Genomic DNA, 26,101 nt, shown 5'->3' on the forward strand with positions numbered 1-26,101 from the left:
TATAGCGGACGAAAACTCCACATTATTCAAGTACCTGGGTGGAAAGTGCTCAAACAATAGGACAATGCAAAAAACCATGCCAGCTAAAGTATTCAAGCAGACATGGTTTTTATCGTTCATCATTTCAATCTATCCTCTTCTACTATATGAGAAGGTTCGTGTTGTAAATAATATGCGCCTTGCGTCAAAACCGCTATGATGACTGTTAATACAGCAGCTAACACAGCAGCAAAAAACGCAGCTGTTGATTGGAGGAAGACCCCCATATAGCCAAGTGCAGCAATTGTACCTACCACACTTGAAACAAGAAGTGAAACAACGCCGACAGGATTCCACTTATACAAATAATCTTGTGTCGCAACATAATAATTCGGTCCGATTTTCAACCACTTTTTCACGATCAGTGCGTCGGTCACCAAGATAGACGCCCATGAGAACAGGAATACACCCTGGAACGTCATAACCGTAGCAAGATGATCTACAATGCTACCTAACATCAAAGCAATCGCGGTCAATGCGGAGACGACAACCCAAAATCGTCGGCCGGGGGTGAAACGGAAGATATTTTCAAAGAAGTTTGATAAGGAGAGTGAACTACTATAAATATTCGTGACATTAATACGCAATTGCGTCAACATTGTAAATAACGCACCACCGATTCCAAGCAGCAGTACAATATAAACACCTGGATCCGACTCCAAATAACGGACACCGAACCAGATACCTAATCCTCCCATAACGCCATAACAAAAAATTTGAGGAATGAACCCGATTGCTAAAGAACCAACTTTGATATCTTTAGGGCGTAAAAAACGGGCATAATCTGAAGCAAGAAGAGCAGTTAAGCCCATAATCCCATTATGCATACCGATACAGAACAGCAGCGCAGTACCGCCAAGCTGGACTCCTTCGGGCATATAAGAGAAAACGGGTCCCGTATAAATAGCAGGTTTGATGAATGATATAACAATTGCAGCGATCAAAAAGAGAATGAAAATCGGTAATGACCATTTTTGCAGCTTGTCCAATTGTTTAATTCCAAACCAATTGAGAGGTATTACAATGAGTCCAAATACGAGGATTAAAACCCATTTCGGAAAGGAGGGAAGAAAATGATGTACGGCCGAGATAAGAATCAGGCCCTCAAAGGCACAATACAAGATGAAATTCGATGCGTATATAAGTGAAGTCAAAGATGCTCCGATATAGCCAAAGCCGCCTCCCCGAGATAATAAGTTCACGTTCATTCCCGACTTGGCCGATAAATAAACGATGACTGTACTAAGCAAGCCTGCTACGATGATTGCATAGCCTGCGGAAATGAGAGCATTGGGGGCCCCGAATTGGAGAGCCATCACACTTCCCATTTGGAAGTAGAAAATAGCTGTTGCAATTCCAAACGTAATGTTTGTAATGCTGAGCCAGTTAGCCTTTCGTTCCTCGCGAGGTACACGATCTAATGAATAATCTCGAACGACCTCTTCTTCTGTGTCTTGTTGCAAATTAGTATGTTCTGTTGACATATATTTCAGCTCCTTATTGTGAAACGCTCACTCCTTAAGCCCTTAGGCAATATTTTGGTCAAACTTCTTTTATTAATGCGCACTAGAAAATTTTATCAAAAAGTAACAGAAAAGTACAGTTTTTGGTTTGGTTGGTATCTGGATTAATACATGTAAATCAATTTGAAATTGGTATTACCTTTGTTAAAAAACTATGAAAATATAACTATATTAAATAAGGCGGACGAAAATAAAAGAGGAATTACTTTATTTTTATCAAATCATTAACATTAGACTTTATTTATTATTCGTTGAGCTGGTTAAACGAGGAATAAAGAGAGGGTGGTAATGTGAATTTATTTAATACAATCAAGAAGGATCAAGAGTATTGGCTTGTTGACCAAGTGAAAGATGAAAGTGTACTCGATCAGGAATATATAGAAGCTTTTAGTAGTCTGTTAGAGGAATGGCGGGAAAAACAAATCGGGTATTTGTCGCTTTTAATGGATGCAAGGTATGAGGAGTGGCTGTTGAATCAGGGGTTCCGCAAGGTTTCAACGATTGTGGAATATACACGGGAATTGAATGGGGATTTTACTGCTGAATCCGGTATTTCTGTTGAAGCATTGGCTGACGGGGGAATGGCCGACTCGGACTTTGCGGAGCTGTATGAACAATGTCGTAGTGGATCTGCGAATAAAAATAATTTGTTTACAATCGAACAGGTGATGGAGTCACTTGAGAATGAACTTGGTGCGGAATGGAGAGAATCCTGTTTCGTTTTCCGGAAATCCGGCGTGCCAATCGGTTTAAGCATCCCGATTATCGAGCAAGGAACTGTCGATGAGGGGCGTCTGTTTTATTTCGGAGTTATGCCGGAATGGAGAGGAAAGGGATATGGGGCCGCCCTTCATCGGATTTCACTTCATTTGCTCAAGGGAATTGGTGCAACGACTTATGTAGGCAGTACGGATGAAGCGAATCACCATATGATTGGTATTTTTAAAAGGAATGGCTGTGTGCTGAGGGATCGGAAGGGGATATATCGGATTGATCGATGAGGAGTTCTCGTTTAAGCGCAATGAGTTCTCCTTTACCCCAGGAGAGTTCTCGTTTAAGCACGATGAGTTCTCCTTAACTCCCGGAGAGTTCTCGTTTAAGTACGATGAGTTCTCCTTAACTCCCGGAGAGTTCTCGTTTAAGTACGATGAGTTCTCCTTTCCCCCTGGAGAGTTCTCGTTTAAGCGCAATGAGTTCTCCTTTACCCCAGGAGAGTTCTCGTTTAAGCACAATGAGTTCTCCTTTACCCCAGGAGAGTTCTCGTTTAAGTACGATGAGTTCTCCTTTGCTTCTGGAGAGTTCTCGTTTAAGCGCAATAGGTTCTCCTTTGCTCCCGGAAATTCCTCGTTGAAGAAATTCCTTTTGAAGAGGGGTCCATTGTTGTTGAGCAAAGGTCCATTCTTTCCGCTCCAGGGTCCATTGTTTTAAACAAAGGTCCATTCTTTCCGCTCCAGGGTCCATTGTTTTGAATAAAAGGCCCATTCTTTCCATGTCAGGGTCCATTCTTCCGCTCCAAAGGTCCATTCTGCTCCTGCAATAAACAAATGACAGCCTGCCCCGCCTATTGTACGATAGGGAAAAGGGGGAATTTTCATGATACATATTGGAGTCATTGGCCTTGGAGCCATTGGTCAGCGGTTGATCAACCAATTCAAACAGCACGATAAGGTTACAATAACGGCAGTATGTGACCGGACGGAAGCACTTGCAAAGGAAACTGCCGACAACCTTGGCGATGTGCAAGCCTATACCGATTATAAGCAGTTGCTATCTAACGACGAGGTGAATCTCGTCTACGTTGCAGTACCACCAAAATTCCACCACGCCATCGTGATGGATGCCATTCAGGCGAAAAAGCATATCCTTTGCGAGAAGCCATTGGCGAACTCGTTGGAAGAGGCGAGAGAGATGGCGGATGCCGCGAAGGAAGCGGGTATTGTGCATGCTATGAACTTCCCACTCAACTATGGCCAAGCGGCAACGAAATTCGCAGAGCTTATCAACGAAAACTATATCGGTAAATTACGCCGCCTCCAGCTCTCCATGCACTTCCCGGAATGGCCGCGTGCTTGGCAGAAGAATGACTGGGTCGGTGGGCGAGAGCAGGGTGGCTTTGTCCTTGAAGTCGGCGTCCATTTCATCCAGCAAACACTTAAACTATTCGGCGAGCTACACAATATCCAAACTCGTTTGGAATTCCCTGAAGACCCTACGCTATGTGAAACGGGTATCATTGCCACCGCAGAACTTGCGGACGGTACACCTGTTTTAATTGAAGGAATAAGCGGACAAGCTGGAAAAGAGCATATTGGATTTACCGCATTTGGATCAGAAGGCGTCCTCACTTTAGAAAATTGGGGCGAGTTACGAGGAGGAAAAACGGGTGACATTCTTGAACCAATTTCACTTGAAACAGCTACGAACAAACGTTTAATTGACGAATTAGTAAAAGCGGTAAATGGGCAAGAGGCGGATTTGTATGACTTTGAAGTAGGCTATCAGGCACAGAAGGTGTTGGAGGAATTAAGAAAATAAAAGTAGAGGGTCAGCCCCCTCTACTTTTCTATCTCAATCACTATTTCATCCAACTCAAACTCTTCCATCGGTGCGGTGCTGTTTTCATTACGGTAATAGGCCCCATTTTCATACGTGCCATCCCTTTGTGAAAGCACAACGGTTGGCGTGACAATTAGCCTTTTTGCTTTAGGGTCAAGCTTTTCTAAGGTATGTGTATGGTAAAGACGTAAGGCTGAGTCGCTTTCACCGCCGTTAACATAAGTCGCGTACGTATGGCCCAAATCATCCTTAACGTCCACACTTACAGAGACGAAATCCCATTTTGCATCTAATTCTTCTGTTATGATTTCCTCGTAGAAGAGGATGAATGACATTGGGGTATAGACTATTTTATTCATCGATACAGTTACATCATTCCCCGCAGAGGTCAATCCAACAGATTGCTCTACATTGTCAGTCGCCTGCAAATCGAATTGGAATTTCCAACTTCCTGCGATTTCTTTCATGCTGTATGTCGGATCGGATATAATCCTACTTACATCGACGTTTGACGTTTCGAGAAAAATCCCAGTAATGTCGAACTCAAAACTACCTTCCTCCACTCGATTTTCTGGATACATTTTGGCTGTTGAAACACCTACATAACGGAAGTCATCTACCTTTTTTATGTCGTGGCTACCTGTTGCCAAATGCCCCCCGTCACTATTGAGAATGGCTGGCATGCCTTTGAGTGATGGATCATCACCTAAATCGATCTCCGATATGATTTCGTATGCGACGTAAAGCGTTTTCCCATCAAACACCGCCTCATTCAAAGTAATGCTAATTCCATTGTCCTCTTGCGTCATCGAGAGCGTATTGGCATGCTCACTATAATTTTCAAAGAACCCATCGTCGTTAAACCATTTGAAAACTTGTCCGATAATCGGTATTTCCTGCGCAAATGAAGTGAATGACAATCCGAACAATGCAGCTGAGGATAAACCGATTGAAATCGTAGCTGCCGCAGCAATTTTCCTCCATCTAACGGGCTTTGGCCTGCTGATTTTCCTTTTCAGGTCCAACATCACTTTCGTCTTTTCTGCTTCGCTGACATCCTCTACTACAAATTGGTTGGCGTCCATATCAATATCATTCAAGTGATCATATACGTCCTTCATACAAATACCTCCCATTTTGCCGTAGTCTTTTTTTGCCCCTATACACCCGGTTGTCGATTGCCGTTATACTCAATCCTAACTTTTCCGCAGTTTCTTGGGATGAAAAACCAAGCAAATACCGCATGATGAAAATCTTCTGGTCCATCGGCTCCAGCTCGCTCAGCAACTCTTTCACTTTGTCTTCTGCATCTGTTGGCACTTCAACTGGGATTTCCAGAAATTCAGCAGCAGCTTCAAGGTTCTTGGCTTCTTTTCGGTAATAATCAATAGCTTTGTATTTCGCCACTGCACAAATCCAGTTCTTAAATTCATCCTGGTTTCGACCGCGAAACTTTTTTGCATTCTGCCAAATCGCAAGGAAAACATCATTGACACATTCACCGATCAACTCTTCTTGTCGGACGGGTCCAAGAACTTGTCGAACAACACTTTTGATGAGCGGTAAATAACGGTCGACGATATAGTCCAAAGCATCTTCCTTCCCGGACTGCAGACGTTTGATGAAATTGTTTTCATGTGTCCTCATAGTTTTCTCCTTTGTTTTTGGTAAAGGCCTTTACACTCTATATAACGAAAGTTAGTGAGTGAATCTCACGCGGGGTTTTGATTTCTTTTTGCATTCTATTGATAAATGAAGCAAAGAAGCTAATGCACCCAAAGTCCCAAAATGACCATATATCTCGGGAAATGATCGATAACTTCCGGGAAATAACCGATAACTCTAAGCAATTGATCGATATCCGTCGGGAAATAATCGATAAACCTTGGGAAATGAACGATATCCCAAAAACGCCGCCGCCGGCACTGCACTGCCCACCTCAAAACAACACGTAAAAGCCCTCAGTCAATGACCAAGGGCTGTATCTTACTTTGTAAAGTTGTCAAAATATCCTTGAATGAACACAATTGGAGTTCCTTTGTCGCCGCTGCCTGATGTCAGGTCGGACAAAGAGCCAATCAAATCCGTAAGTTTACGGGGGGTTGTCCCTTGTGATTCCATTGCGCCTACAAGGTCTTCCTCTTTATTCTCAATGAATTCATTAATCGCTTTTTTCAACTCATCGCCGCGTAGGTCAGCGAAGTTGTTGTCTGCGAGGTATTTCAATTTGATTTCATTTGGTGTGCCGTCGAGGCCTGCTGTGTATGCAGGGGAAACGACTGGGTCCGCAAGTTCCCAAATCTTACCGACTGGGTCTTTGAATGCTCCATCACCGTATACCATGACCTCAACAGTCTTGCCTGTTTTCTCACGAAGCATTACTTGAATCGTATCAACGACTGGTTGGCAGTTGCGTGGGAATAGCTTAACGCTGTCTTCTGTCGCCTTATTGGAACCCAAAAGTCCATATGCTTCGTTATAGCCGCTGCCGTCAACGGATTCAGATAGGATATCGTCAAGGCTATATACCTTTTCAACGCCGTTCGCGTTCAAGATGCGTTTTGTTCTGAAACGTGAGTGAATGTCACAAGTGAGTACGTTTTTCGTGTAATCAAGAATTGTCTTCGCATTATTTGAGAAGATGACTTCGCATTCAACGCCGTATTCTTCAATGATTGATTTATAATAATCAATATAGTCAATACCTGTAAATGTATGTTTGTTGTAGCCGAAATGGCCGCGGAATTCTTTTTCGCTTAAAACATCCGTCCATGGGTTGACGCCCTTTTCGTCGAGTGTGTCAATATCGACAAGGTGGTTGCCGACTTCATCGGATGGATAGCTGAGCATCAACACGATTTTCTTCGCAGTACCTTTCGCGATCCCACGTAGACAGATGGCGAAACGATTACGGCTCAAAATCGGGAAGATGACGCCGATTGTGTCGTCGCCGAATTTCGATTGAACATCTTTCGCAATATGATCGACTGTCGCGTAATTGTCTTGCGCGCGAGCTACGATGGATTCTGTGATTGTAACGATATCTCTATCATTGATCGTTAACTTTTCTACTTCCGCCGCTTTCAATACGCTATCTACAACGATTTCCTCGATATTGTCCCCTTTATTGATGATTGGGCATCGAAGACCTCTGACAACCGTTCCAACTACTCTTTCCAATGTTATCGCTCCTTATCGGTAAAACTTAACTGACGATCTACTTGTATGATACTACCAATCAGTGGTATAAGTAAAATTAATATATCTAATACTGGATATAAGGGGTGGTTATATGGTCAGCAAATTGGACTTATACCGTATTTTTTGTGTTGTCGGTAAAAATGAAAGCTTTTCCGGGGCGGCGAAAGAACTATTCATGACCCAGCCTGCCATCAGCCAATCCATCATGCAGTTGGAGAAGGAGCTGGATACACGTCTATTTAATCGTACCCCAAAAGGAGTCACACTAACAAACGAAGGAAGCCTTCTGTTGGAGTATGTTAATTCTGCCATCAATTTAATCGAAATTGGGGAAGAAAAGATTGCGGAGTTCAAAAATCTCACGATAGGCGAGCTACGGATTGGCGTCGGTGATACGATTTCCAAATACTTTCTTCTTCCACAACTGGAGGCCTTCCGCAATCGATATCCAAGTCTCAAATTAAAAATTGAAAATGGGACGACGGATACACTTATTTCATTGTTGAAGTCCGGAGAAGTCGATATCGTTGTATGCAATTTGCCTGTAGACGATGATGCATTAAACGTAAGACCTTGCATGGATATTCATGATACTTTCGTCTATGGGGATAAATATCGGAAGCTGTTGGCGAGGCCGATTGGATTTCAAGAGCTTGCCAAACTACCTTTAATATTCCTTGAACCGAGTTCGAATTCAAGAAAGTATGTCGAAGATTTTCTTTTGTCTAAAGGCGTGAAGATTTCGCCGGAATTCGAACTTGGCTCTCATGATCTTGTCGTTGAATTTGCGCGGATCAATATGGGGATTGCGTGTGTGACAAGGGAGTTTACAGAGGATTATTTGGAGAGTGGTGCGCTTCAGGAAGTGCAGTTGACGGGGGAGATACCGCGTCGAAGCATCGGGGTCTGTTCTTTGAAAAGTGTTCCGCTTTCGCCGGCTTCGACGAGATTTTTGGAGTTATTGGTACGGGAGTGAGGGTTTTGGCCAGTTATGAGCGATTATTTCGGTTTATGCGTTTTTGGTAGCGTTTATAAGCTTTTGCTACGATTTATGCGTTTTTAGCCGATATTATGCGTAAATAATCGGATTTATGCGTGTGTATCGAGATTTATGCTTTTTTGCAATAGAGATTATAAATAGGGGGACGACCAAAATGTTTAAATATCAAATTAACGATGAAATTGAGTTACGCTTATTGGAAGTGCGGCACGCGGAGCAATTATTCAATGTTACTGACAAATCACGTGATAGTTTGCGTGAATGGCTTCCGTGGATTGATTTCACGAAGACGGTGGAGGATTCGAGGGGCTTCATCATGGGAACGATGCAGCAGTTCAGCCGCAACGATGGGTTCCAAGCGGGGATCTGGCATAAAGGGGAACTTGCTGGTGTCATCGGTTTGCATGGCATTAATTGGTCAAACAAATCGACGTCCATCGGCTATTGGCTTGGGAAGGGACATGAAGGCAATGGGCTGATGACACAGTCATGCGAGGCGGTTATCGAATATTGCTTCACGGAACTTGGATTGAATCGAATTGAAATCCGAACTGCTACTGGAAATAAAAAAAGCATGGCGATACCGATCAGGCTTGGTTTCCAGCAAGAAGGTCGCCTTCAACAAGCTGAATGGCTGTATGACAAATTTGTCGATCATTTTGTGTTTGGAATGGTGAAAGAGGATTGGAATAAACGGTAAGATTCAGGCGAAGGAATGCTGTATACATTCCTTCGCCTGTTCATCTATTAATTAGTTCTTTCCCAAACGAGTCAGTACGTTGAATCCAAAGCAAAGTACACCTAAAACAGTCATTGCTCCGCCTAACGTTGCGAATAGGAAGAATATTTCCGGTCCGCCTAAAATAGCCGTTGCGATGCTGATCATCATGATTGGCAAGCCGATATTATGAAGCCAGAAGTGCGCTTTCGCCATCCCGGATTGCTCCAAATTGGGATACAGATGATAAAATACGCCAGCTAAAGCTAAAGAGACCCATCCAACCAAATTCAAGTGAACATGCACAGACGTCAAGTTAAACACATGTGTAAAAGACATGTATAAGCCGAAAGAAATACCGATCATGAAATAGACCACAGAAATCTTCATCAATGTTTTCCCCATTTTCTCTACCCCCCCTCCGCTATTAAAATCTTTCTATGGTATTCTATGTTGGGCACTAACATAGGAATGAGCGTAATCGGAGGGGAATTCAAAGAAAAATTTCCGCTCGGTTTCACGAACCTGTTTAGGAATGAATGAAAAATGCCGCCAGTAAACTGAATAAAGTTTACTGGCGGCATTTTTTTATTTTGCAGGCAAACTATCGATACCGATAGTTAATTTCTTCTTTACAGATGTATCATCAGTATCCATTACTTCCGAAGCGATCGTTTTCCCAAGTACGTACAATTCCGTTTCCTCTTGCGATAAGCTATTGTAACGCTTTCGCATAGCTGCATAAAAACCACCGCCTACAATTGCCCAAACGAGAAGCATGATATAGGAAGGCATGGATAATGCGGCCGGGGAAGTCGGGATGAGGAGAAGAGCAAGGAATGCCGAGCTTGCGACTATACCGGTCAAAGCCAATGTCTTCTTCACGGGTGCAATTTCCCTTCCGGCATCTTCCTTTTTCCAAGCCAAAACTTTATAGGCGGCGATGCAAGTGAATAGATAGGCTACGGAAACTCCGGTCGACGACATGTCGACAATCCATGACAGCGCTTGTCTGCCGAACCATGGCATCGGCAATGTAATGAGCGCAACGAACCAGATGCCCCATATCGGCGTCTGTTTTTTCTTCGTAATCGTTCGGAATGCGTTTGGTAACGCACGTGCACGGGCCATCGAAAACAGAAGTCGGCTCGATGACATGTAAAATCCGTTCAGCCCTGTGAAAATCCCCATAATAATGGCGATTGCCATAATGACCAACCCTGCCGTTCCAAGTGCTGAAACAACGACATCGCCCGTGAGCCATAGATTGCCTTGCCCAATTGATGAGAAACTTGGAAATGTCCATGCGGTCAAACCAATCATGGTGGCGTAAATCAATGCCGAAGTGAATAAGGATGCCACGATGAGCATTGTTGCTTTCCTTGGTGAAAATTTGAATTCCTCTGCTGCTTGCGGGACATTATCGAACCCGACGTACGCCCATGGAGCGATTGCAACAATGACAAGGATTGAAGTGATGATTGATTGATTGCCACTGAAATAAGGTTTGAGATTTTGGAATGGCTGATCTGAGAATCCGAAGGTGAATAGTCCAAGGACGACAACCCCGCCAATCAGTAATAGGCTAAAGTAGAACTGGATTTTTCCAGACAGGCTTGTCCCTGTCGTGTTAATAAATGCGAACAGCAAAATCAGTATCGAAGCGATGATGACCTCTAACGCATATACATCCCATCCGGCGACTGTATATAGATAAAACCGATTCATGAAATCGGGTGCAAGAAATTTAAGTAATAGTGTAAATGCCGAGGCGTTCAGTGCGACAATTGATAGGTAACCGAGCGCGAGGAACCAGCCGCAAATGAAGGCCCATACCTTTCCGGCTGCGATGAATGCGTATGTAAATCCACCGCCTGACACCGGGAATTTCTTGATCATCACTCCATAACTCGAGGCGATGACCATCATAAGCAAAGCGCCAAGGAAAAGACCAATCATTGCACCGATTGGACCTGATTCTTTAATCCAATCACCTGGGAGGATAAATGCCCCCCAGCCGACAGACGATCCAAGTGCAATTGCAAACACCCAAGACGGCTTTAACGTTTTCTTCAACTTTCTTCTACTACTGTATGGCTCTGAACTCTCCATGATTATTTCCCCCTACTATGTTAATAGGTTTCACTTTCCCTATTTTGAAATAATGAAACAAATAGAGGGTCACTTGCGGTTGGATCGACCAATGAAATAAATCAGGAAGAAAAATATGAGCAGGAATAGTATGAAAACCGCTTCAATAATTGGATATTGCCAAAGGATGCTCGTCCTTCCGACAATGGCGGAACCGATGAGCAAGCCGGCTAAGAGAATGCTTAGGGAAAGCAGTATGATGCTGAATGACAGGCGATTACTGACCTGGTCAAGCTTGCCCAAGTACATTTTCAGTTGTTGGCCGTTGACGTCCAGGTGGAGTTTTCCTTTTCGAATGGTCGTTGTGATGGCCTTCAATTCCTTTGGTAGACGCGATAGCAGGCCGACATTCCTGACGATTTCAACCCAAGAATTTTCGATGATTTTTTTGGGATTAAACCGTTTCCACAATAACTTCTTTCCGAAAGGTTCAACAGCTTTCATCATATTTAAGGAAGGGTCAAGTTTTGAAATAATGCCCTCCAGCGTAAGAATGGATTTTCCCAATACAGCGATTTCCGTCGGTATCGAGATATTATGGCGGTAGGAAACTTGAAACAGTTCGAGAAAAATAGTGCCTAAACTTATTTCATCCAACGATACATCATAATATTTGTTTTGCAGATCGTCCAAGTCTCTTGTAAACGCCCGAAAGTCCGTTTCATCGGAAATGAAGCCCATTTCGTAGAATAGTTCGACCATCCCTTCCGTGTTTCTATTACGCATATGAAGGATAAGGGGGGCGAATTGCTCTTTCAGTTTATTATCAAGCTTTCCGACCATCCCGAAATCCAGGAATGATACTACATTGTCGGGTAGTATGAATATATTCCCGGGGTGTGGATCGCCGTGGAAAAACCCATCATCTAAAATTTGGTGTAGCATCGAATCGAAAATCCTCCGGGCAACCAATTTGCGATCGTACCCGCCTTCATCTAACTTGTCCAAATCATTCGCTTTAATTCCCTCAATCTTATCCATCGTCAACACTTTATCCGTTGAAAAATCCCAATAAACTTTAGGTATGACGACGGTTGGCTCATTTTCAAATTGTTTCGCGATGCGCTCGCTGTTGCGTCCTTCTACGCGGTAATCAAGTTCATTATGCAGTGATCTTGAAAATTCAACGAACATATCCCGGAGACGATAGGTCCTTGCCCAATCCGCCTTTTCCTCCAAAAACTTCGCTAAATCGCTCAAAATGGCAAGGTCGGTCTCCATTGTTGGACGGATGTCGGGTCGCTGCACCTTGACGGCAACAGTTTCACCCGAATGCAGTCTTGCGACATGGACTTGGCCAATTGAAGCGGTCGCTAACGGCTCCTCAGAAAATTCACTGAAGAACTCCTCAAGCGGTCCATCCAATTCGAACTGGACAATTTCACGAATTTGTTCAAAAGGTACAGGCGTTACATGATCTAACAATTTTTCAAGTTCAAACGCAATCATTGGAGGAACAAGATCACGTCTTGAACTTGCAATTTGTCCAAGTTTGATGAAAGTCGGGCCTAACTCCTGTAGTGCCTGTCGCAGTTTCTCACCTATTTCCTGAAGATTCATATCAGACGTGTCATTCTTTGAATCACGGCGGCTAATAAGGCCTAATCGAAATAGGTAACGACTAAGTCCATTCCGCAAAAATGCATGTATGATTTCTTTAAACCGTTTCGTATGGCGAATTTTCATTTTCAAAAAAACTCCTCCAGTTTTTTGTATCTGTATGACAGATATACCCGTTTGACTGGTAGGTTATCCATTGAATGCGGGAGGAGGATTTATTTGGAGGAAGTTGGATTCCGAAAAATGGTACACTAAAATAACTCTATAATGATAAGTAGGGATTCAATTGGATATCATACTATTCATCACAATTATAATATTGGCTTCTGTTCTCCAGACAGGAACCGGTTTTGGCTTCTCAATCATCGCGACACCTTTTCTTCTGTTACTGTTCGACGCGCGGGACGCCATTCAGATCAATTTGCTTTTATCACTCGTTATTTCGCTTGCGATGTTTCGTAAAGTGAGGACGGATATTGATAGAGGGGTTATAAAACGGTTTATTGGCGGCAGTATTATCGGGTTGCCTATTGGCATTCTCATATTCCTGTTAGTCGACATTCCAAAGCTGAAGTTAGGTATAGGAATCGTCATCCTTGTCTTAACTATGCTGTTGCTCTTGAAATTTAGAATCAAGCAGACGACAAACAGGGATTTTGCCATCGGCGGCCTCTCTGGTTCGTTGACGACAAGTATCGGCATGCCCGGACCGCCGTTGCTGCTTTATTTCTCAGGTACGGGTACTTCCAAGGAAAAGCTTCGGGGAACAACGCTTGTCTATTATTTATTTATCTATTCCATTAGTTTACTCATCCAAGTCATTTTTGCGGGTACAAGCATAACGGTATGGATTTCAAGTCTACTTGCGTTGCCGCTCGTGTGGATGGGGTTATTTGCGGGACAGTATCTATTTCAAAAGGTTAATCAAACCGGTTTTCGACTATTCATGTATATTATTTTATTATTTACAGGTGTGTATTTGTTAATTGATAGCTTACTGTAGAAAAGGGCTATCGGATTTTATGTAAAACGCATAAATCTGTGGAATTAAGCATAATTGCCCTGAAAAACGCATAAATCCGTAAAATGAAGCATAATCACAGCTACAAACTCATAAATACCTTTAATCACGCATAAACGAAAAAAAGGCTGGCACATCGGCCAGCCTTCCCGCTAATCAATAAACCTTATCTCCATTAAAAATAGAATTCTTCACAATCACATAATCCACCGTGCGAATTGCATCCAATTTATTGCCACCTGCATACGAAATGGAAGACTGAAGATCTTGCTGCATTTCTGTCAATGTATCCTGCAACTTCCCTCTATACTCAACATGCATTTTCTTGCCTTCAACGTTCTTCTTCTCGCCTTTTTGGAATTCCGATGCAGAACCGAAATATTCCTTGTACAGCTTGCCATCGACTTCAATTGTTTCACCAGGGGATTCTTCGTGACCCGCGAAAAGTGATCCAATCATGACCATGGACGCACCGAAACGTACGGATTTTGCAATATCACCGTGAGTACGGATTCCACCGTCAGCGATGATCGGCTTTGTTGCAGCTTTTGCACACCAGCGAAGTGCAGCCAATTGCCATCCGCCAGTTCCGAATCCGGTCTTGATCTTCGTGATACAAACTTTCCCCGGCCCGATACCGACCTTAGTAGCGTCAGCGCCTGCATTTTCAAGCTCGCGGACAGCTTCGGGCGTACCGACATTCCCCGCGATGACAAATGTCTCAGGCAAATACGTTTTCAAATGTTGAATCATACGGATGACTGCATTCGAATGGCCATGCGCAATATCAATCGTCACATAGTCCGGAACGAGTCCATCCTTCGCCAACTGTTCAACAAAGCCATATTCGTCTTCTTTGACGCCAACACTAATAGAGGCAATTAATCCACGAGCATGCATGTCTTTAATGAACTCCGTACGTGTTTCCGGATTGAAGCGGTGCATGATGTAAAAATATCCACCTTCTGCTAATTGAATCGCAATCTTTTCATCAATGATCGTCTGCATATTGGCAGGAACGACGGGCAATAAGAATTTATGTTTACCAAAAGTGACCGAAGTATCGCACTCTGAACGGCTGTTTACTATACATTTGTTAGGAATCAATTGAATATCTTCATAATCAAACACTGTATCCATTATATACACTCCTAAAGACGAATATTATTATCATTAATTGTTAAATCGTTCGTACTTTTGTAATTTACATTATTTCATTCCATTCGTCAACCGCTTACCTATAGGTATTAGCATAAAAGTAAGAACAATACCCTTCGCAATAGGTTACCACTCCCATTAAATTTATTTTCCTATTCCTGTAAACATGGATGTTCAGTGGATATTTAGATGATATGATATATGGAGAGATAATACATTTTGAAGGGGTAATGGTAGTACATGAGGTTATCTTTGAAGTATTTAATAACATTAGTTGCATTATTGTCGGTCATCCTGACAATGACGGCAAGCATTATATCGGGGTATCGTGCTGAACAGCAATCATTAATTAATAGTACATTGGATACGAACCGCGCCTATGCAGAAAAAATGGCGGTATCGACGAATTCCTTTTTTTCATCTACTTTATAAACATTACAGGTTAGTGCAAAACATCTTTCTCCATATATTAGTGAGGAGTATGTCGATGAGTATCTACTTCCTGAAGCGAACCGGTTAAAAGAACAGACGAATACATTTAATTCAGTTTTAGTTGTCGATAAGGAAGGGAACATCTTGGCCACCTCCCCTCAAACATTGGATTTAATGGGAATGATGTTGGACTCGGAAGGTGGCAAAGAAGCGTTAAAAAAGCGTGAAGCCTATATTTCGCAACCGTATGTCGGACTTACTGGTCGACTGATTATTTTCATCTCCCATCCCATTTTGGACAAGAATGGTAGATATCTTGGATTAGTCGGCGGAACGATTTATTTGAAAGAGGAAAATATTCTTCAGGAAGTTTTGGGCGAACACTTTTATAAGAATGGTTCTTATGTATACGTCGTCGATAGAAAAGGACGGATCATATACCACCAAGATCATGAACGTGTAAATGATATTGTTTTAGAAAATCCGGTTGTCGAGCAATTACTTGTTGGTAAAAGTGGCGCAATGGAAGTCGAAAATACAAAGGAAGTCGAAATGTTAGCTGGCTATGCACCGGTTCCAATAACCAATTGGGGTGTAGTTACTCAACGATCTAAGAAGGAAACCTTGGCCCCTTCCATCACGATGGTAAAACAAATGGCCAAAATGACGATTCCTTTTTTAATGATTTCTTTGCTTGTTATTTTGTATATTGTTCATCAAATTGCCAATCCACTTACGAAGTTGGCATCATATGCTGAATCCAGTACGGAAACAAACCAGGAAGCGAAGATAAATGAAGTGCGTACTTGGTATTATGAGGCGATTCAATTGAAGAAAGCATTGAATTATAGCCTGAATTTCTTTCAGGACCGTGTGAACTTCTTTATTCACGAATCAACAATCGATCCACTGACGCAACTGAAGAACCGCCGTGCGATGGATGCACATTTGAAAAACTGGACCTAGCAGGGAACCCCATATGCAATGCTCATATTTGATATTGATAAATTCAAACGTGTGAATGATACATATGGACATGCAATGGGGGATGAAGTATTGAAATACCTTGCTGAGTCAATGCTTGAAACTACAAGAGAAGGGGATATTTGCTGCCGCTTTGGTGGAGAGGAATTCGTTATCCTATTACCGGAAACCGATAAGTTGATGGCGTTCAACATCGCGGAACGCTTAAGAAAGAAAATGGAAAGCACAATCAGTCCTTGTGGGGAAATCGTGACCATTTCGATCGGGATTGCCATGTATCCCGAAGACGGTAAACATCCCGCGGAATTATTGGAACTGGCGGACCAAAGTCTATACGAAGCGAAACGTATCGGACGTAATCGGACGGTTGAATATGCTACACTGGTCAAATAAAAGCACAAGGAGGATGAAATCATGCAATATTCGAAGTCGAAGATGGAACTGCTTGTGAAAAACAATGCGGAATTGACGAAAAGGTTAAAAGATATTATGAAAGAGCATGAACTGGAGAAGAGTTTCGCATTGAAGGCGTTATATCATGCTGAAGTGAAAGAAAGCGGAAGGTTCATGAAGGATTATCAGGAGTTGTGATAAATATAAAAAAAGGAGCTGCCCAGGAATCATCTGGACAGCTTTTTTCGTCCTCCGAAGCGCGTAAAGGAGAACTTATTATCGAAGAACGAGAACTATATGTGCCTTAACGAGAACTCCTCAGGGCTAAATGAGAACTCCGAGTGCCTTAACGAGAACTATTCGGGGCTAAACGAGAACTTCATGTGACTTAACGAGAGCTCTTCAGAGCTAATCGAGAACTCGCGTGTCAAATCAGGTACTCGAGCTGCTTTTATTCTTTATAGACGCCCTCTTTTCTCATTTCTTCTTCAAATCATACCCAACGACTGTCCAAATTCCCGTGTTGTCTTGGCGAACCAATCGTTTCAAATAGATTTTGGAGATGGAGGATTTGTCGTTATTCACTTCAACAATTGCATCCGAATTTGTTTGATTAAGCACTTTCAACTCTTCATATGCAATCGGATAATCGCCAACGATGCCTTCCGGTGAAAGTTGCAGACTTGCGAAAACTTGTGCAACGAAGACAGGGTCCAAATTCCATGGTGAATTGCCGGCATCGACACTTTTTTGCGTATTTTCCACGACACCAAGATCATACGGAACATCGATTTCAGGTGCCGTATCGGCAATTTTATCCGATTCCGGCATTTCAATTGAGCCGCCCGTTAACCCTTTTGCAAACGATTCAATGTCCTTATAGGGGGTATTCCCGACAATACTGAACTCATAGCTATCCTCTTGCCAACGGACGGAGTGGATTGCTTTTGATTCTCCGTTAACTAAAAGTCCGGAATTTTCCTGTAAGGATTGTTGTATTTCCGCCTGTTGTCCATTGATTGTTCCAGTAATCGCCTTATAATCGGGATTCAAGGGGCCATTGGCTTTCTTTTGACGTAGGACGATCATTTCATTGTCATTAGCGCGGTAATAGCTTTTCACACTGCTATCTTCCAAACTAACTGCAATATGCTCCAACGAAAAGCCTGTGGATTCCACATTTGGCAGGGAAGGGATGAATCCGGCGATGGCTTCCGCCTCCTGCAGATCACTCACGATTTTTTCAGGGTTTGTTTGAATTACTTCATAACCATCGGGAGTAACGAATGACAGGACATCCGCTGGTATTGCATCAACCATTTCAATTTCAGAGTATTGAACAGTGTATTGTAAGGCGTTTTGCCATGCCGTCTGTTTTTTTAACGGCAAATTCATTTCATTATCAATCCAAACCTTGTAGGGTTCGCCGCCCTTTGGTGTCACTTCAAGGATAGTCGCTGACCTACCTGCAATCATATCTTCGCCAATGACTTCAGTTGATAGGGCGGTAGTTATGTCATTGATTTCATTGCCAAGTTCAAATGTGAAAGGGTAAGTATCCGGGAAAGCGGGAAGTAAGTGGATTTGTTGACTCACGGTATTCAATTGCCACTTTTTATCCCCATTATTGACCGTAACAACTCCACTATTGAAGCCTTCGATTCCTTTCACATAGTAACGCCCTTTTTGATCCGCCCAAACTTCCATTTTTGCTTGGGTATTCGTCACTCCCTCTTCGTTTGTCGATTGCACTTCAATCGATCCGTGATACGCCTGCACTTCGCTGAATGCCTTTTCCATTGCCGAAACAATTGAAGTGCGCGTCAAAGGGATTAAAACGGCAAATACAAGAAGGCAAGCGGCAGCGAGTCCAACTAAACCGGTAAATACATTTCGCCTTTTCGATTTTCTTTTCTTTGATCCACTTAGGGATTTAACTAACTTCTCCCCGAAGTCAGACGGGGGCATCTCTGGTTCCTTAAGTCCTCGGAGAAGCCTAACGGTTGAATAAAGTTCCTCCAATTCCTTGTTTTCCGTGTGAACATCATCCGGCTTCTTTTCTTCATTCAGTCGGTCAATGAACTCGGATAACTTCTTTTCATCATCTTTCATTCCTCGTACCTCCATTCTCATTCAACCTCTTCATAATCGACGCAAGTGCCTGTAATGCACGATGCTGCATAACACGGATATTACCCTCGGTTTTATTCATGATTTTCGCTGTTTCCCCAGTAGTATAGCCTTTCAATATACGTAGATCGATGACAGTCCTTTGTTCTTCGTTCAACTGATCAAGGGCTTTTTCGATAAGGAAACGTTGGTCGCTCAATCCTGTTTCGTCATCGACCGCCGAGTCTAAAGGTTGAATTGCTTCAAATTCTATGGTGGTCCCCCGTCGTTGTGCCTTTCGCCACGAATCACGAATTAGGTTAAGGGCGACCGTCTTTAGGAAACCCATGTACTTGTCGGAATCGATGCGTCCCTTTCGAAAATAGGGAATCGCTTTAATATAGGTTTCTTGTGTAATTTCTTGCGCCTCCTCCCGATTTTGCACTTTGTAGTAGATGAATCGGTATAAAGGCTCCCAAGTTTTGCGGCAAACCTCCTCGATGGATGGTTTGCTTGGACCTAACTCATCGTGTTTCATGGGTGTGCGTTCACCTCTTTCTTGATGCTATATACACTTAAACGACTTTCGTAGTTGAATCGTTACACATTAAATTGATTGTGCTAAGAGAAAACGAATCATACAAGTTTAAAAGCATACATTTGTAATTCAGCGGAAAAAAGTTGAGAACGCTCCCTTCGTGAAAACTTATCGATCATTTCCCGAAGTATATCAATCATTTCCCAACATTTATCGATTATTTCGAAGGAGTTATCGATCATTTCCCAATATATATCGGTTATTTCCCGGGATATATGGTCATTTTGGGACCTTTGGCTCAACAGGGACACTTTCAAAATGACGAAATTTTCATGTTTGTGTTGGATAAATATGGTAGACTGGTAAAAATGGGGGTGTTGTGATGAATTCATCCAATAAGGTGTTATCTTTGCGTGACGTCACAATGAGATATGGTACGAAGACCGTATTGAATGGTGTGAACTTGGAAGTGGAGCGCGGGCAGATCATCGGTTACATTGGTCCGAATGGTGCCGGAAAAAGTACGACTGTGAAAATTATGCTTGGATTGATAAATGATTATAAAGGTCAGGTGGAAATATTCGGACAGAATATCGCTTCGGGGAATCCATCTTACAAGAAACGGATTGGTTATGTGCCGGAGCAGGCGGAGCTGTACGATAATCTTACGGCGATGGAATACTTGGCGTTTACCGGGGAGTTATATGGACTTGATCGGAAATTCGCGGAAGAGAAAGCGCAAAAGCTTATAGAGGAATTCGAGTTAGGTCATGTGATGCACTCGAGAATTTCTTCATTTTCAAAAGGGATGAAGCAGAAAGTGCTTATCATTTCGAGCCTGCTCCATAATCCAGATCTATTGTTTTTTGATGAACCATTGAGTGGACTCGACGCAAACAGCATGATGGTCATTCGGGAAATGTTAGCGCAATTGGCTGCGCAAGGGAAAACAATATTTTATTCCTCACATATCATGGATATCGTTGAGAAAATCAGCACTCGGATTGTTCTGTTAGTCAATGGAGTTGTTGTTGCGGATGGCAGTTTCGAGGAATTACAGGAGAGAAGTGAAGAAGGTTCGCTGTCGGGCATCTTCAACCAACTGACAGGATTCACGGATCATGCAAGCAGAGCGGAGCGGTTCATCTCGATCGTAGAAGGCGGAGCTGCCGATGAATGAGTTTCGGACGCTAACATTCCTCTCCAAATTAAAATGGATTTTTGTGAAGGCGGGAATTGATTACAACGCAATGGAAACGATACTTCGCATGAAATTGACGATGGATGGCAGACGTACACCGACGATTTTCACTGGACAGAAGAAGAAGGAAGGCAATCAGTTCCTGAAGTCCTTATGGATCTACGGGCTGTATGGCCTTATGATTATCCCGTTTATGCTTTTCGGGGACGGTCATTACATCTTCCAGATGAGTATCGTATTCGGTATCATGATGTTCATCTTGGCAACAACGATGGTATCCGATTTCTCCACTGTGTTGCTCGATATTCGCGATAAAACGGTTCTACAGACGAAGCCCGTGAGCAGTAGGACGATCAACACGGCGAAGATTATCCATATATTGATCTATATGTTTTTCATAACGGGTTCTTTCATCGCAATTCCTCTTGTTGTGGGGCTGTTCAAAAATGGAATTGTATTCACGCTTGTCTTTCTTACGGCATTGATATTGACGATGCTTTTCGTAGTCGTTTTCACTTCGCTAATGTATTTTTTAGTCTTGCGCTTTTTCGATGGCGAAAGACTGAAGGATATCATTAATTATGTGCAAATCATTTTGTCCGTAGGCGTTATCATTGGGTATCAAGTCCTGATCCGTGCATTCGATTTTGCTGACTTGGAATTGGCGTACACATTCAACTGGTGGCATGTGTTTTTGCCGCCGGTGTGGTTCGGAGCTGCCTTCGAGTTATTGTTGAATCAAGACTTTTCCACAACACTCATTCTTTTATCAACGTTCGCCTTGGTCATACCAATCATTTCAATATTTATTTACGTAAAGCTGATGCCTTCATTTGAACGTAATATGGATAAGTTGATGGGTGGGTCGAAAAGTAGGAAAAGGTCAGGCCGGTTGATGGAATTATGGGGTCGGGTCTGTTGCCGAAACAGGGAAGAGAGGATGTTCTTCCGTTATGCATCATTGATGATGAAACAGGAACGGAATTTTAAACTTAGAGTGTATCCCTCCCTTGGATTCGCCTTCATCTTTCCATTCATTTTCATCTTTACGGAATTGCAGATGAGAACGCTTGAAGATATCTCTACGGGTAGCATGTTTTTGCTCATCTATTTCGGGAACATGATGGTTCCGACAATTATCCATACGCTACAGTTTTCCGATAATTATAAAGGAAGTTGGTTATTTCGGGCATCGCCGATCCAACAACCCGCAGCTGCATATAGCGGGACGTTGAAAGCATTTTTAGTGAAATTGTATGTGCCGGTTTTCCTGTTGCTGTCAATCGCGTTCATCGCCATTTTCTCGACGCGAATTTTACCGGACTTGTTCGCGGTGTTTTTAGGGGCAATCCTTCACTCGTTGCTAACATATAAATGGATGAATGCAGGTGAATTTCCGTTCACGGAGTCATTTGAATTTGCACAAGCGGAAGGATCAGTGAAGATGTTTTTGATCAGTCTTGGAGCAGGGATTTTCGTCATTGCACATTTGATCGCGAATGCGGTTGTTGGCGGGATTTATGTGTATATCGTGTTGTTGTTGATAGCGGTGTTTTTTGGTTGGCGTAAGGTGTTTCCGTTAAAGGGTGGAGAGATTGGATAGAACGCAAAAAGGATGCGCATCGAGGTGCATCCTTTTTTGGTGTTTATGCGTGTTTGGAGTGATTTATGCGTGATTGTCGGAGTTTATAAGCTTTTGGGACGTTTTATGCGTGATTGCGGGGATTTATGAGCTTTTGGTGGAATTTATGCGTTTTTGGATTAGCGAAGGCGATTTATAGTGGAGGATAATGATTTTTTATCCACCCTGTTATAGTGGTAAGATATAAGAAAACAATTGTTCCCAGAAGGAGACGAGCTAATGGGGATTCATTTAACTCAAAACAAAATAATGGATTTATGTGGCTCCGTTTCGTTCAAACGGGGCGAAATGTATTACCGTGCAGGGAAAGTGATCTTAAAAGAACTTAATGATAATTATTGCAAAGCGATTGTGGAGGGGAAGGAAAACTTCCATGTGACGATTGAAAGTGATGGTGAAATTCGGACGGAATGCAGTTGTCCGACTTTGCCTTTTTATAGATACAAATGTCAGCATGTGGCGGCGGTTTTGATTGCTATGAATGAACAGATGGAAGTGACGACCGAACAGGCATTGACGGAGGGCCTGCTTTCCCTTTTCGATAGCAAGCCAAGGCCAAGTGGGCATCAGCTACATTTTGAAGATAGGGAAGTGTTGGAGTTAACCTTCACTTTATCGCCGGTCCCGACTAATAAAGGTTTTGTGTTAGGCATTGATCTGCAAATAGAAGGCGTATTGGTGGGGGACGTTCGGCAGTTTTTGGAGGATGTGAATGAAGGGCGGACAAGCTCATTGAATTCCGCCTTTACATTTGACGTTAACCTTCATTGTTTCAAGCGGGAGGCGGATGCTGTCTTACAAAGACTAATTGAGATTAACAGTGGAGCACAAACCTTCCGTGGGGGCGTTCCGCGAACATTGGTCATCCCCCCTGCCGCTTGGGAAAAGGTTCTTTCGGATTTGAATGAAGCACCGGAAGTTTATATGGAAACCTACGGCAAGCCTGCAGCACGTTTACGTATCCAGGAAACGGGCCTACCAGTAAAGTTCAATTTCATAAAAAGACCGGAGAAGGGGCATTTCTTAAAAATTGACGGGTTGGATCATGTCCTTATGCTGCAACCTTATAATCTTGTCCTTTGTGATTTGCAATTGTTCCAAATGTCGAGTGAGGATTGTAAGCGGCTCGCGGATTTGAAACAGATGGTTGAAACGTCGGGCACGCATCATCTCCCGATATCTAATGAACAAATTGGTTTTTTCATTGAAAAGGTAGTTCCGGGGTTGCGGAGAATCGGGGAAGTCCAACTTGATGAAACGGTTTTGGACCAACTTGTGAAATCCCCACTGAATGCAAAACTGTATTTGGACCGGGTGAATAACAGATTGCTTGCGAGCCTTGAATTCCAATACGATCATATCGTCATCAACCCCTTAATCGAGCGGGAGTTGCCGGCTAACTCCGTTTTAATCCGTGACTTGGAAAAGGAAGAGAAAATCCTACAGATAATGGAGGAAAGTTCATTTGCCCAGACGGATGAAGGCTATTTATTGCATAACGAGGAATTGGAGTATGAGTTCCTTTACAATGTACTGCCGCGGATTGAGAAATTAGTGCGTGTCTATGCAACGACTGCGATCCGGATTCGGATTTTTAGAGGGAGCGCCAAACCGCGTATCCGGGTGAAAGCGTTTGAGGAAAAAACGAATTGGCTTGAATTCAAGTTCAGCATGGATGGCATCCCAGACAAGCAGATCCGAGAAATACTTCAGGCACTTGAGGAAAAGAGGAAGTATTATCGATTGAAAAGCGGTGCCCTTCTTTCACTCGAAACGAGGGAATTTGAGGAAATTCGCCGGTTTATGAATGAAGTGCCCGGTGAGTTGGATGAACTCGAAAAGGGTTTAAATATGCCAATTATTAGGGGGCTTCGATTTTTGGACTCTGTCGGCAACGATGAACTGCTTGCTGTTGAGGAATCGGCACGTCAGTTTCTTGGACGACTTCTACATCCGGAAAATTCCGCGTGGGACATACCATTGTCTATGGAAAACATATTACGCGATTACCAAAAAAACGGTTTTAAATGGATGAAAACAATTGCTGAATTTGGGGTCGGCGGGGTGCTGGCGGATGATATGGGGCTCGGTAAAACATTGCAAAGCATTGCGTTCATCGTTTCCGAATTACCGAAGCTCCGCAGAGAAAAGCGGCAAGTGCTCATCATTTGTCCTTCTTCGCTAACATATAACTGGTTGAGCGAGCTGAAGAAGTTTGCACCAGAGATTGATGCAATCGTGTTGGATGGGAATAAAAAGGAGAGGGCTGAGAAACAAGCAGATGCGGCAGACAAAAATGTCCTGATCACCTCCTATCCATTGATACGGCGAGATATTGCCTGGTACGAAAAGCAGAATTTCCATACGGTGTTTTTTGACGAAGCGCAAGCGTTTAAAAACCCGTTCACACAGACTGCGAGAGCGGTGAAAAAGTTACAGGCGACCCATCGGTTTGCATTGACGGGAACGCCTATCGAAAACTCATTGGAGGAATTATGGTCGATCTTCCACGTCGTTTTTCCCGAACTGTTCATGGGCTTGCGGGAATTCAGCGAGCTTACACGGAAGTCGGTTGCACGGCGCATCCGTCCATTTTTACTCCGGCGGATGAAAGAGGATGTCCTTGAGGAGTTGCCGGAGAAGATTGAGTCAATCGAGTCTTCGGAATTGCTGCCGGAACAGAAGGAGTTATACGCCGCCTATTTGGCGAAGCTGCGTCATGATACATTAAGGCATTTAGATAAGGATACATTACGGAAGAATAAAATTCGGATTTTGGCGGGTTTGACGAGACTACGTCAAATTTGCTGCCATCCGGGGTTATTCGTGGACGGCTATGAAGGAAGCTCGGCGAAATATGAGCAGTTGAAGCGATTGATCGGGGAATCTCAGCGTGCAGGAAGGCGGGTGTTAATCTTCTCGCAGTTCACGAAAATGCTTGATATCATCGGTAGGGATTTGGCGATGGAAGGTACACCGTTCTTTTATTTGGATGGGTCGACGCCTTCAGAAGAACGGCTCGAACTATGCGACCGATTTAACGCGGGTGAGCGTGACCTGTTTTTGATTTCATTGAAAGCAGGCGGGACGGGATTGAACCTCACGGGAGCGGATACCGTCATATTATACGACCTATGGTGGAACCCGGCGGTTGAGGAGCAGGCAGCGGACCGCGCGCACCGTATTGGACAGCAAAACGCCGTCCACGTCATTAAGCTTGTTGCACGCGGAACGGTTGAGGATAAAATGAACGAGTTGCAAGATAGGAAAAGGGATTTAATAGGTGAAGTCATTGACGCGGAAACGGGTTCATTATTGACAGAAGAAGATATAAAGGATTTGTTAGAAATTTAATGCTGTTTAAGTGTCGCTGGATACGATGATACTGAAGTTGAGGTGAATCAGTTGAAAGCATTTAAATTCTTGATTGGGACAGTGGCGGTACTCGCCCTTATTGTATTTGGCGTCTATCATTTTGGCACGAAATTCATTGCGGATGAAGTGATGGGCCAAGTTGCTGCGGAACTTGAGTCTACCGGTCAGTTGGACGATTTGAAAAAGGAAATCCAAAATAATCCGGAGTTGCGTACGTTCATTGAAGAAGGGAAAAACGCGGATAGCTCTAAGCTGCCGTTCAAAACGAAAGAAGAAGCAACCCGCGTATTGCTGAAGAAGTTTGATCTTGCCGAAATCAACGATATTCAAGTTAAAGTGCGTCAAGGCATGACAGCAACCGAGCAAGAGGAGCTGTTGACTAAGATTCAAAGCAAGCTGACGGAGGAAGAAATGCTTGCGTTGAAAGCTTTGGCTTATAAAGAGCTGTTTAAATGAAAAACCGCTTCAGTCGGAGGTGACTGGAGCGGTTTTTTGTCGGG

24 protein-coding genes are annotated in these 26,101 nt (G+C 43.2%); 14 read left to right on the top strand and 10 right to left on the bottom strand.

Translation table 11 applies throughout. From position 1 onward, the window contains the following. Positions 1–119 precede the first annotated feature (119 nt). On the bottom strand, positions 120–1,523 hold the full coding sequence (locus NSQ43_RS02580) for a cytosine permease (RefSeq protein WP_339252752.1): 1,404 nt from the start codon (positions 1,521–1,523) through the stop codon (positions 120–122). A 329-nt stretch (positions 1,524–1,852) separates the two neighbouring features. Between NSQ43_RS02580 and NSQ43_RS02585 the strand changes: the two genes are divergently transcribed. The 3 genes from NSQ43_RS02585 (at position 1,853) to NSQ43_RS02595 (ending at position 4,097) form a co-directional block, all read left to right on the top strand. Continuing rightward, positions 1,853–2,563 (top strand): GNAT family N-acetyltransferase, encoded by a 711-nt coding sequence (locus NSQ43_RS02585; RefSeq protein WP_339252754.1) that lies wholly within the window; start codon positions 1,853–1,855, stop codon positions 2,561–2,563. Next, positions 2,553–2,990: a hypothetical protein gene (locus NSQ43_RS02590; RefSeq protein ID WP_339252756.1), complete on the top strand. Its 438-nt coding sequence runs from the start codon at positions 2,553–2,555 to the stop codon at positions 2,988–2,990. The genes NSQ43_RS02585 and NSQ43_RS02590 overlap by 11 nt, the downstream gene beginning before the upstream one ends. 165 nt (positions 2,991–3,155) lie before the next feature. Continuing rightward, on the top strand, positions 3,156–4,097 hold the full coding sequence (locus NSQ43_RS02595) for a Gfo/Idh/MocA family oxidoreductase (RefSeq protein WP_339252757.1): 942 nt from the start codon (positions 3,156–3,158) through the stop codon (positions 4,095–4,097). A 20-nt stretch (positions 4,098–4,117) separates the two neighbouring features. On the opposite strand, the gene NSQ43_RS02600 is transcribed toward NSQ43_RS02595, so the two are convergent. The 3 genes from NSQ43_RS02600 to NSQ43_RS02610 all read right to left on the bottom strand — a co-directional run bounded on the left by NSQ43_RS02600 (position 4,118) and on the right by NSQ43_RS02610 (position 7,298). Next, positions 4,118–5,239 carry a DUF4179 domain-containing protein gene (locus NSQ43_RS02600; RefSeq protein WP_339252758.1) on the bottom strand — a complete coding sequence of 374 codons (1,122 nt, stop codon included), beginning with the start codon at positions 5,237–5,239 and terminating at the stop codon, positions 4,118–4,120. Beyond that, positions 5,223–5,765: a sigma-70 family RNA polymerase sigma factor gene (locus NSQ43_RS02605; protein WP_339252759.1), complete on the bottom strand. Its 543-nt coding sequence runs from the start codon at positions 5,763–5,765 to the stop codon at positions 5,223–5,225. The genes NSQ43_RS02600 and NSQ43_RS02605 overlap by 17 nt, the downstream gene beginning before the upstream one ends. A gap of 339 nt (positions 5,766–6,104) precedes the next feature. Then, on the bottom strand, positions 6,105–7,298 hold the full coding sequence (locus NSQ43_RS02610; RefSeq protein WP_339252760.1) for a coenzyme F420-0:L-glutamate ligase: 1,194 nt from the start codon (positions 7,296–7,298) through the stop codon (positions 6,105–6,107). 112 nt (positions 7,299–7,410) lie between these two features. Between NSQ43_RS02610 and NSQ43_RS02615 the strand changes: the two genes are divergently transcribed. Both NSQ43_RS02615 and NSQ43_RS02620 read left to right on the top strand, forming a co-directional pair. Next, positions 7,411–8,295, top strand: coding sequence for a LysR family transcriptional regulator (locus tag NSQ43_RS02615; protein ID WP_339252762.1), 885 nt, complete (start codon positions 7,411–7,413; stop codon positions 8,293–8,295). 178 nt (positions 8,296–8,473) lie between these two features. After that, positions 8,474–9,019 carry a GNAT family protein gene (locus tag NSQ43_RS02620; RefSeq protein WP_339252764.1) on the top strand — a complete coding sequence of 182 codons (546 nt, stop codon included), beginning with the start codon at positions 8,474–8,476 and terminating at the stop codon, positions 9,017–9,019. A 51-nt stretch (positions 9,020–9,070) separates the two neighbouring features. On the opposite strand, the gene NSQ43_RS02625 is transcribed toward NSQ43_RS02620, so the two are convergent. The 3 genes from NSQ43_RS02625 to NSQ43_RS02635 all read right to left on the bottom strand — a co-directional run bounded on the left by NSQ43_RS02625 (position 9,071) and on the right by NSQ43_RS02635 (position 12,874). Beyond that, positions 9,071–9,442 (bottom strand): cytochrome-c oxidase, encoded by a 372-nt coding sequence (locus tag NSQ43_RS02625; RefSeq protein WP_339252766.1) that lies wholly within the window; start codon positions 9,440–9,442, stop codon positions 9,071–9,073. 183 nt (positions 9,443–9,625) lie between these two features. Next, positions 9,626–11,149, bottom strand: coding sequence for an APC family permease (locus NSQ43_RS02630; RefSeq protein WP_339252767.1), 1,524 nt, complete (start codon positions 11,147–11,149; stop codon positions 9,626–9,628). A gap of 69 nt (positions 11,150–11,218) precedes the next feature. Beyond that, entirely contained in the window at positions 11,219–12,874 is a 1,656-nt protein-coding gene (locus tag NSQ43_RS02635) for an AarF/ABC1/UbiB kinase family protein (protein WP_339254754.1), read from the bottom strand. 160 nt (positions 12,875–13,034) lie between these two features. Here NSQ43_RS02635 and NSQ43_RS02640 point away from each other — a divergent pair, with 160 nt between their 5' ends. Beyond that, positions 13,035–13,751: a sulfite exporter TauE/SafE family protein gene (locus tag NSQ43_RS02640; RefSeq protein WP_339252769.1), complete on the top strand. Its 717-nt coding sequence runs from the start codon at positions 13,035–13,037 to the stop codon at positions 13,749–13,751. A gap of 174 nt (positions 13,752–13,925) precedes the next feature. Here the strand turns inward: NSQ43_RS02640 and guaC are convergent, their stop codons facing one another. Then, positions 13,926–14,909 carry a GMP reductase gene (gene guaC / locus NSQ43_RS02645; protein ID WP_339252771.1) on the bottom strand — a complete coding sequence of 328 codons (984 nt, stop codon included), beginning with the start codon at positions 14,907–14,909 and terminating at the stop codon, positions 13,926–13,928. A 270-nt stretch (positions 14,910–15,179) separates the two neighbouring features. On the opposite strand from guaC, the gene NSQ43_RS02650 reads away from it, so the two are divergent. From NSQ43_RS02650 to NSQ43_RS02665, 4 genes are read left to right on the top strand one after another with little or no spacing between them, the layout of a single operon-like run. Further along, positions 15,180–15,359, top strand: coding sequence for a hypothetical protein (locus NSQ43_RS02650; protein ID WP_339252772.1), 180 nt, complete (start codon positions 15,180–15,182; stop codon positions 15,357–15,359). Between the two features lie 36 nt (positions 15,360–15,395). After that, positions 15,396–16,325, top strand: coding sequence for a cache domain-containing protein (locus NSQ43_RS02655; protein ID WP_339254756.1), 930 nt, complete (start codon positions 15,396–15,398; stop codon positions 16,323–16,325). Between the two features lie 18 nt (positions 16,326–16,343). Beyond that, entirely contained in the window at positions 16,344–16,736 is a 393-nt protein-coding gene (locus NSQ43_RS02660; protein ID WP_339252774.1) for a GGDEF domain-containing protein, read from the top strand. A gap of 21 nt (positions 16,737–16,757) precedes the next feature. Then, positions 16,758–16,934: a hypothetical protein gene (locus NSQ43_RS02665; protein ID WP_283733493.1), complete on the top strand. Its 177-nt coding sequence runs from the start codon at positions 16,758–16,760 to the stop codon at positions 16,932–16,934. Between the two features lie 279 nt (positions 16,935–17,213). Here NSQ43_RS02665 and NSQ43_RS02670 read toward each other — a convergent pair whose 3' ends face one another. Together NSQ43_RS02670 and NSQ43_RS02675 are read right to left on the bottom strand one after the other, a co-directional pair. After that, positions 17,214–18,848, bottom strand: coding sequence for a sigma-E factor regulatory protein RseB domain-containing protein (locus tag NSQ43_RS02670; protein WP_339252776.1), 1,635 nt, complete (start codon positions 18,846–18,848; stop codon positions 17,214–17,216). Further along, the gene (locus NSQ43_RS02675; protein ID WP_339252778.1) at positions 18,838–19,383 is read right to left on the bottom strand and encodes an RNA polymerase sigma factor; all 546 of its coding nucleotides are present in this window, start codon (positions 19,381–19,383) and stop codon (positions 18,838–18,840) included. The genes NSQ43_RS02670 and NSQ43_RS02675 overlap by 11 nt, the downstream gene beginning before the upstream one ends. A gap of 382 nt (positions 19,384–19,765) precedes the next feature. Between NSQ43_RS02675 and NSQ43_RS02680 the strand changes: the two genes are divergently transcribed. The 4 genes from NSQ43_RS02680 to NSQ43_RS02695 all read left to right on the top strand — a co-directional run bounded on the left by NSQ43_RS02680 (position 19,766) and on the right by NSQ43_RS02695 (position 26,057). After that, positions 19,766–20,563, top strand: a complete 798-nt coding sequence (locus NSQ43_RS02680; protein WP_339252780.1) for an ABC transporter ATP-binding protein — start codon at positions 19,766–19,768, stop codon at positions 20,561–20,563. Beyond that, complete coding sequence (locus tag NSQ43_RS02685) at positions 20,556–22,187, top strand: hypothetical protein (protein ID WP_339252782.1); 1,632 nt, start codon at positions 20,556–20,558, stop codon at positions 22,185–22,187. Before NSQ43_RS02680 ends, NSQ43_RS02685 begins: the two co-directional genes overlap by 8 nt. A 258-nt stretch (positions 22,188–22,445) precedes the next feature. Then, a complete protein-coding gene (locus NSQ43_RS02690; protein WP_339252784.1) occupies positions 22,446–25,580 on the top strand; it encodes an SNF2 helicase associated domain-containing protein in 3,135 nt (1,044 codons plus the stop codon). A 42-nt stretch (positions 25,581–25,622) separates the two neighbouring features. After that, a complete protein-coding gene (locus NSQ43_RS02695; RefSeq protein ID WP_339252786.1) occupies positions 25,623–26,057 on the top strand; it encodes a hypothetical protein in 435 nt (144 codons plus the stop codon). Positions 26,058–26,101: the final 44 nt, after the last annotated feature.

Origin of the sequence: Sporosarcina sp. FSL W8-0480, assembly GCF_037963765.1 — a bacterium.
Classification (GTDB): domain Bacteria; phylum Bacillota; class Bacilli; order Bacillales_A; family Planococcaceae; genus Sporosarcina.

Bases quoted from the DNA above. Each gene is read 5' to 3' on its own strand.
- guaC (WP_339252771.1), bottom strand. From the start codon at position 14,909: ATGGATACAGTGTTTGATTATGAAGATATTCAATTGATTCCTAACAAA.
- NSQ43_RS02630 (WP_339252767.1), bottom strand. From the start codon at position 11,149: ATGGAGAGTTCAGAGCCATACAGTAGTAGAAGAAAGTTGAAGAAAACG.
- NSQ43_RS02660 (WP_339252774.1), top strand. From the start codon at position 16,344: ATGCTCATATTTGATATTGATAAATTCAAACGTGTGAATGATACATAT.
- NSQ43_RS02600 (WP_339252758.1), bottom strand. From the start codon at position 5,239: ATGAAGGACGTATATGATCACTTGAATGATATTGATATGGACGCCAAC.
- NSQ43_RS02595 (WP_339252757.1), top strand. From the start codon at position 3,156: ATGATACATATTGGAGTCATTGGCCTTGGAGCCATTGGTCAGCGGTTG.
- NSQ43_RS02625 (WP_339252766.1), bottom strand. From the start codon at position 9,442: ATGGGGAAAACATTGATGAAGATTTCTGTGGTCTATTTCATGATCGGT.
- NSQ43_RS02635 (WP_339254754.1), bottom strand. From the start codon at position 12,874: ATGAAAATTCGCCATACGAAACGGTTTAAAGAAATCATACATGCATTT.
- NSQ43_RS02685 (WP_339252782.1), top strand. From the start codon at position 20,556: ATGAATGAGTTTCGGACGCTAACATTCCTCTCCAAATTAAAATGGATT.
- NSQ43_RS02670 (WP_339252776.1), bottom strand. From the start codon at position 18,848: ATGAAAGATGATGAAAAGAAGTTATCCGAGTTCATTGACCGACTGAAT.
- NSQ43_RS02615 (WP_339252762.1), top strand. From the start codon at position 7,411: ATGGTCAGCAAATTGGACTTATACCGTATTTTTTGTGTTGTCGGTAAA.
- NSQ43_RS02605 (WP_339252759.1), bottom strand. From the start codon at position 5,765: ATGAGGACACATGAAAACAATTTCATCAAACGTCTGCAGTCCGGGAAG.
- NSQ43_RS02665 (WP_283733493.1), top strand. From the start codon at position 16,758: ATGCAATATTCGAAGTCGAAGATGGAACTGCTTGTGAAAAACAATGCG.
- NSQ43_RS02680 (WP_339252780.1), top strand. From the start codon at position 19,766: ATGAATTCATCCAATAAGGTGTTATCTTTGCGTGACGTCACAATGAGA.
- NSQ43_RS02620 (WP_339252764.1), top strand. From the start codon at position 8,474: ATGTTTAAATATCAAATTAACGATGAAATTGAGTTACGCTTATTGGAA.
- NSQ43_RS02580 (WP_339252752.1), bottom strand. From the start codon at position 1,523: ATGTCAACAGAACATACTAATTTGCAACAAGACACAGAAGAAGAGGTC.
- NSQ43_RS02690 (WP_339252784.1), top strand. From the start codon at position 22,446: ATGGGGATTCATTTAACTCAAAACAAAATAATGGATTTATGTGGCTCC.
- NSQ43_RS02675 (WP_339252778.1), bottom strand. From the start codon at position 19,383: ATGAAACACGATGAGTTAGGTCCAAGCAAACCATCCATCGAGGAGGTT.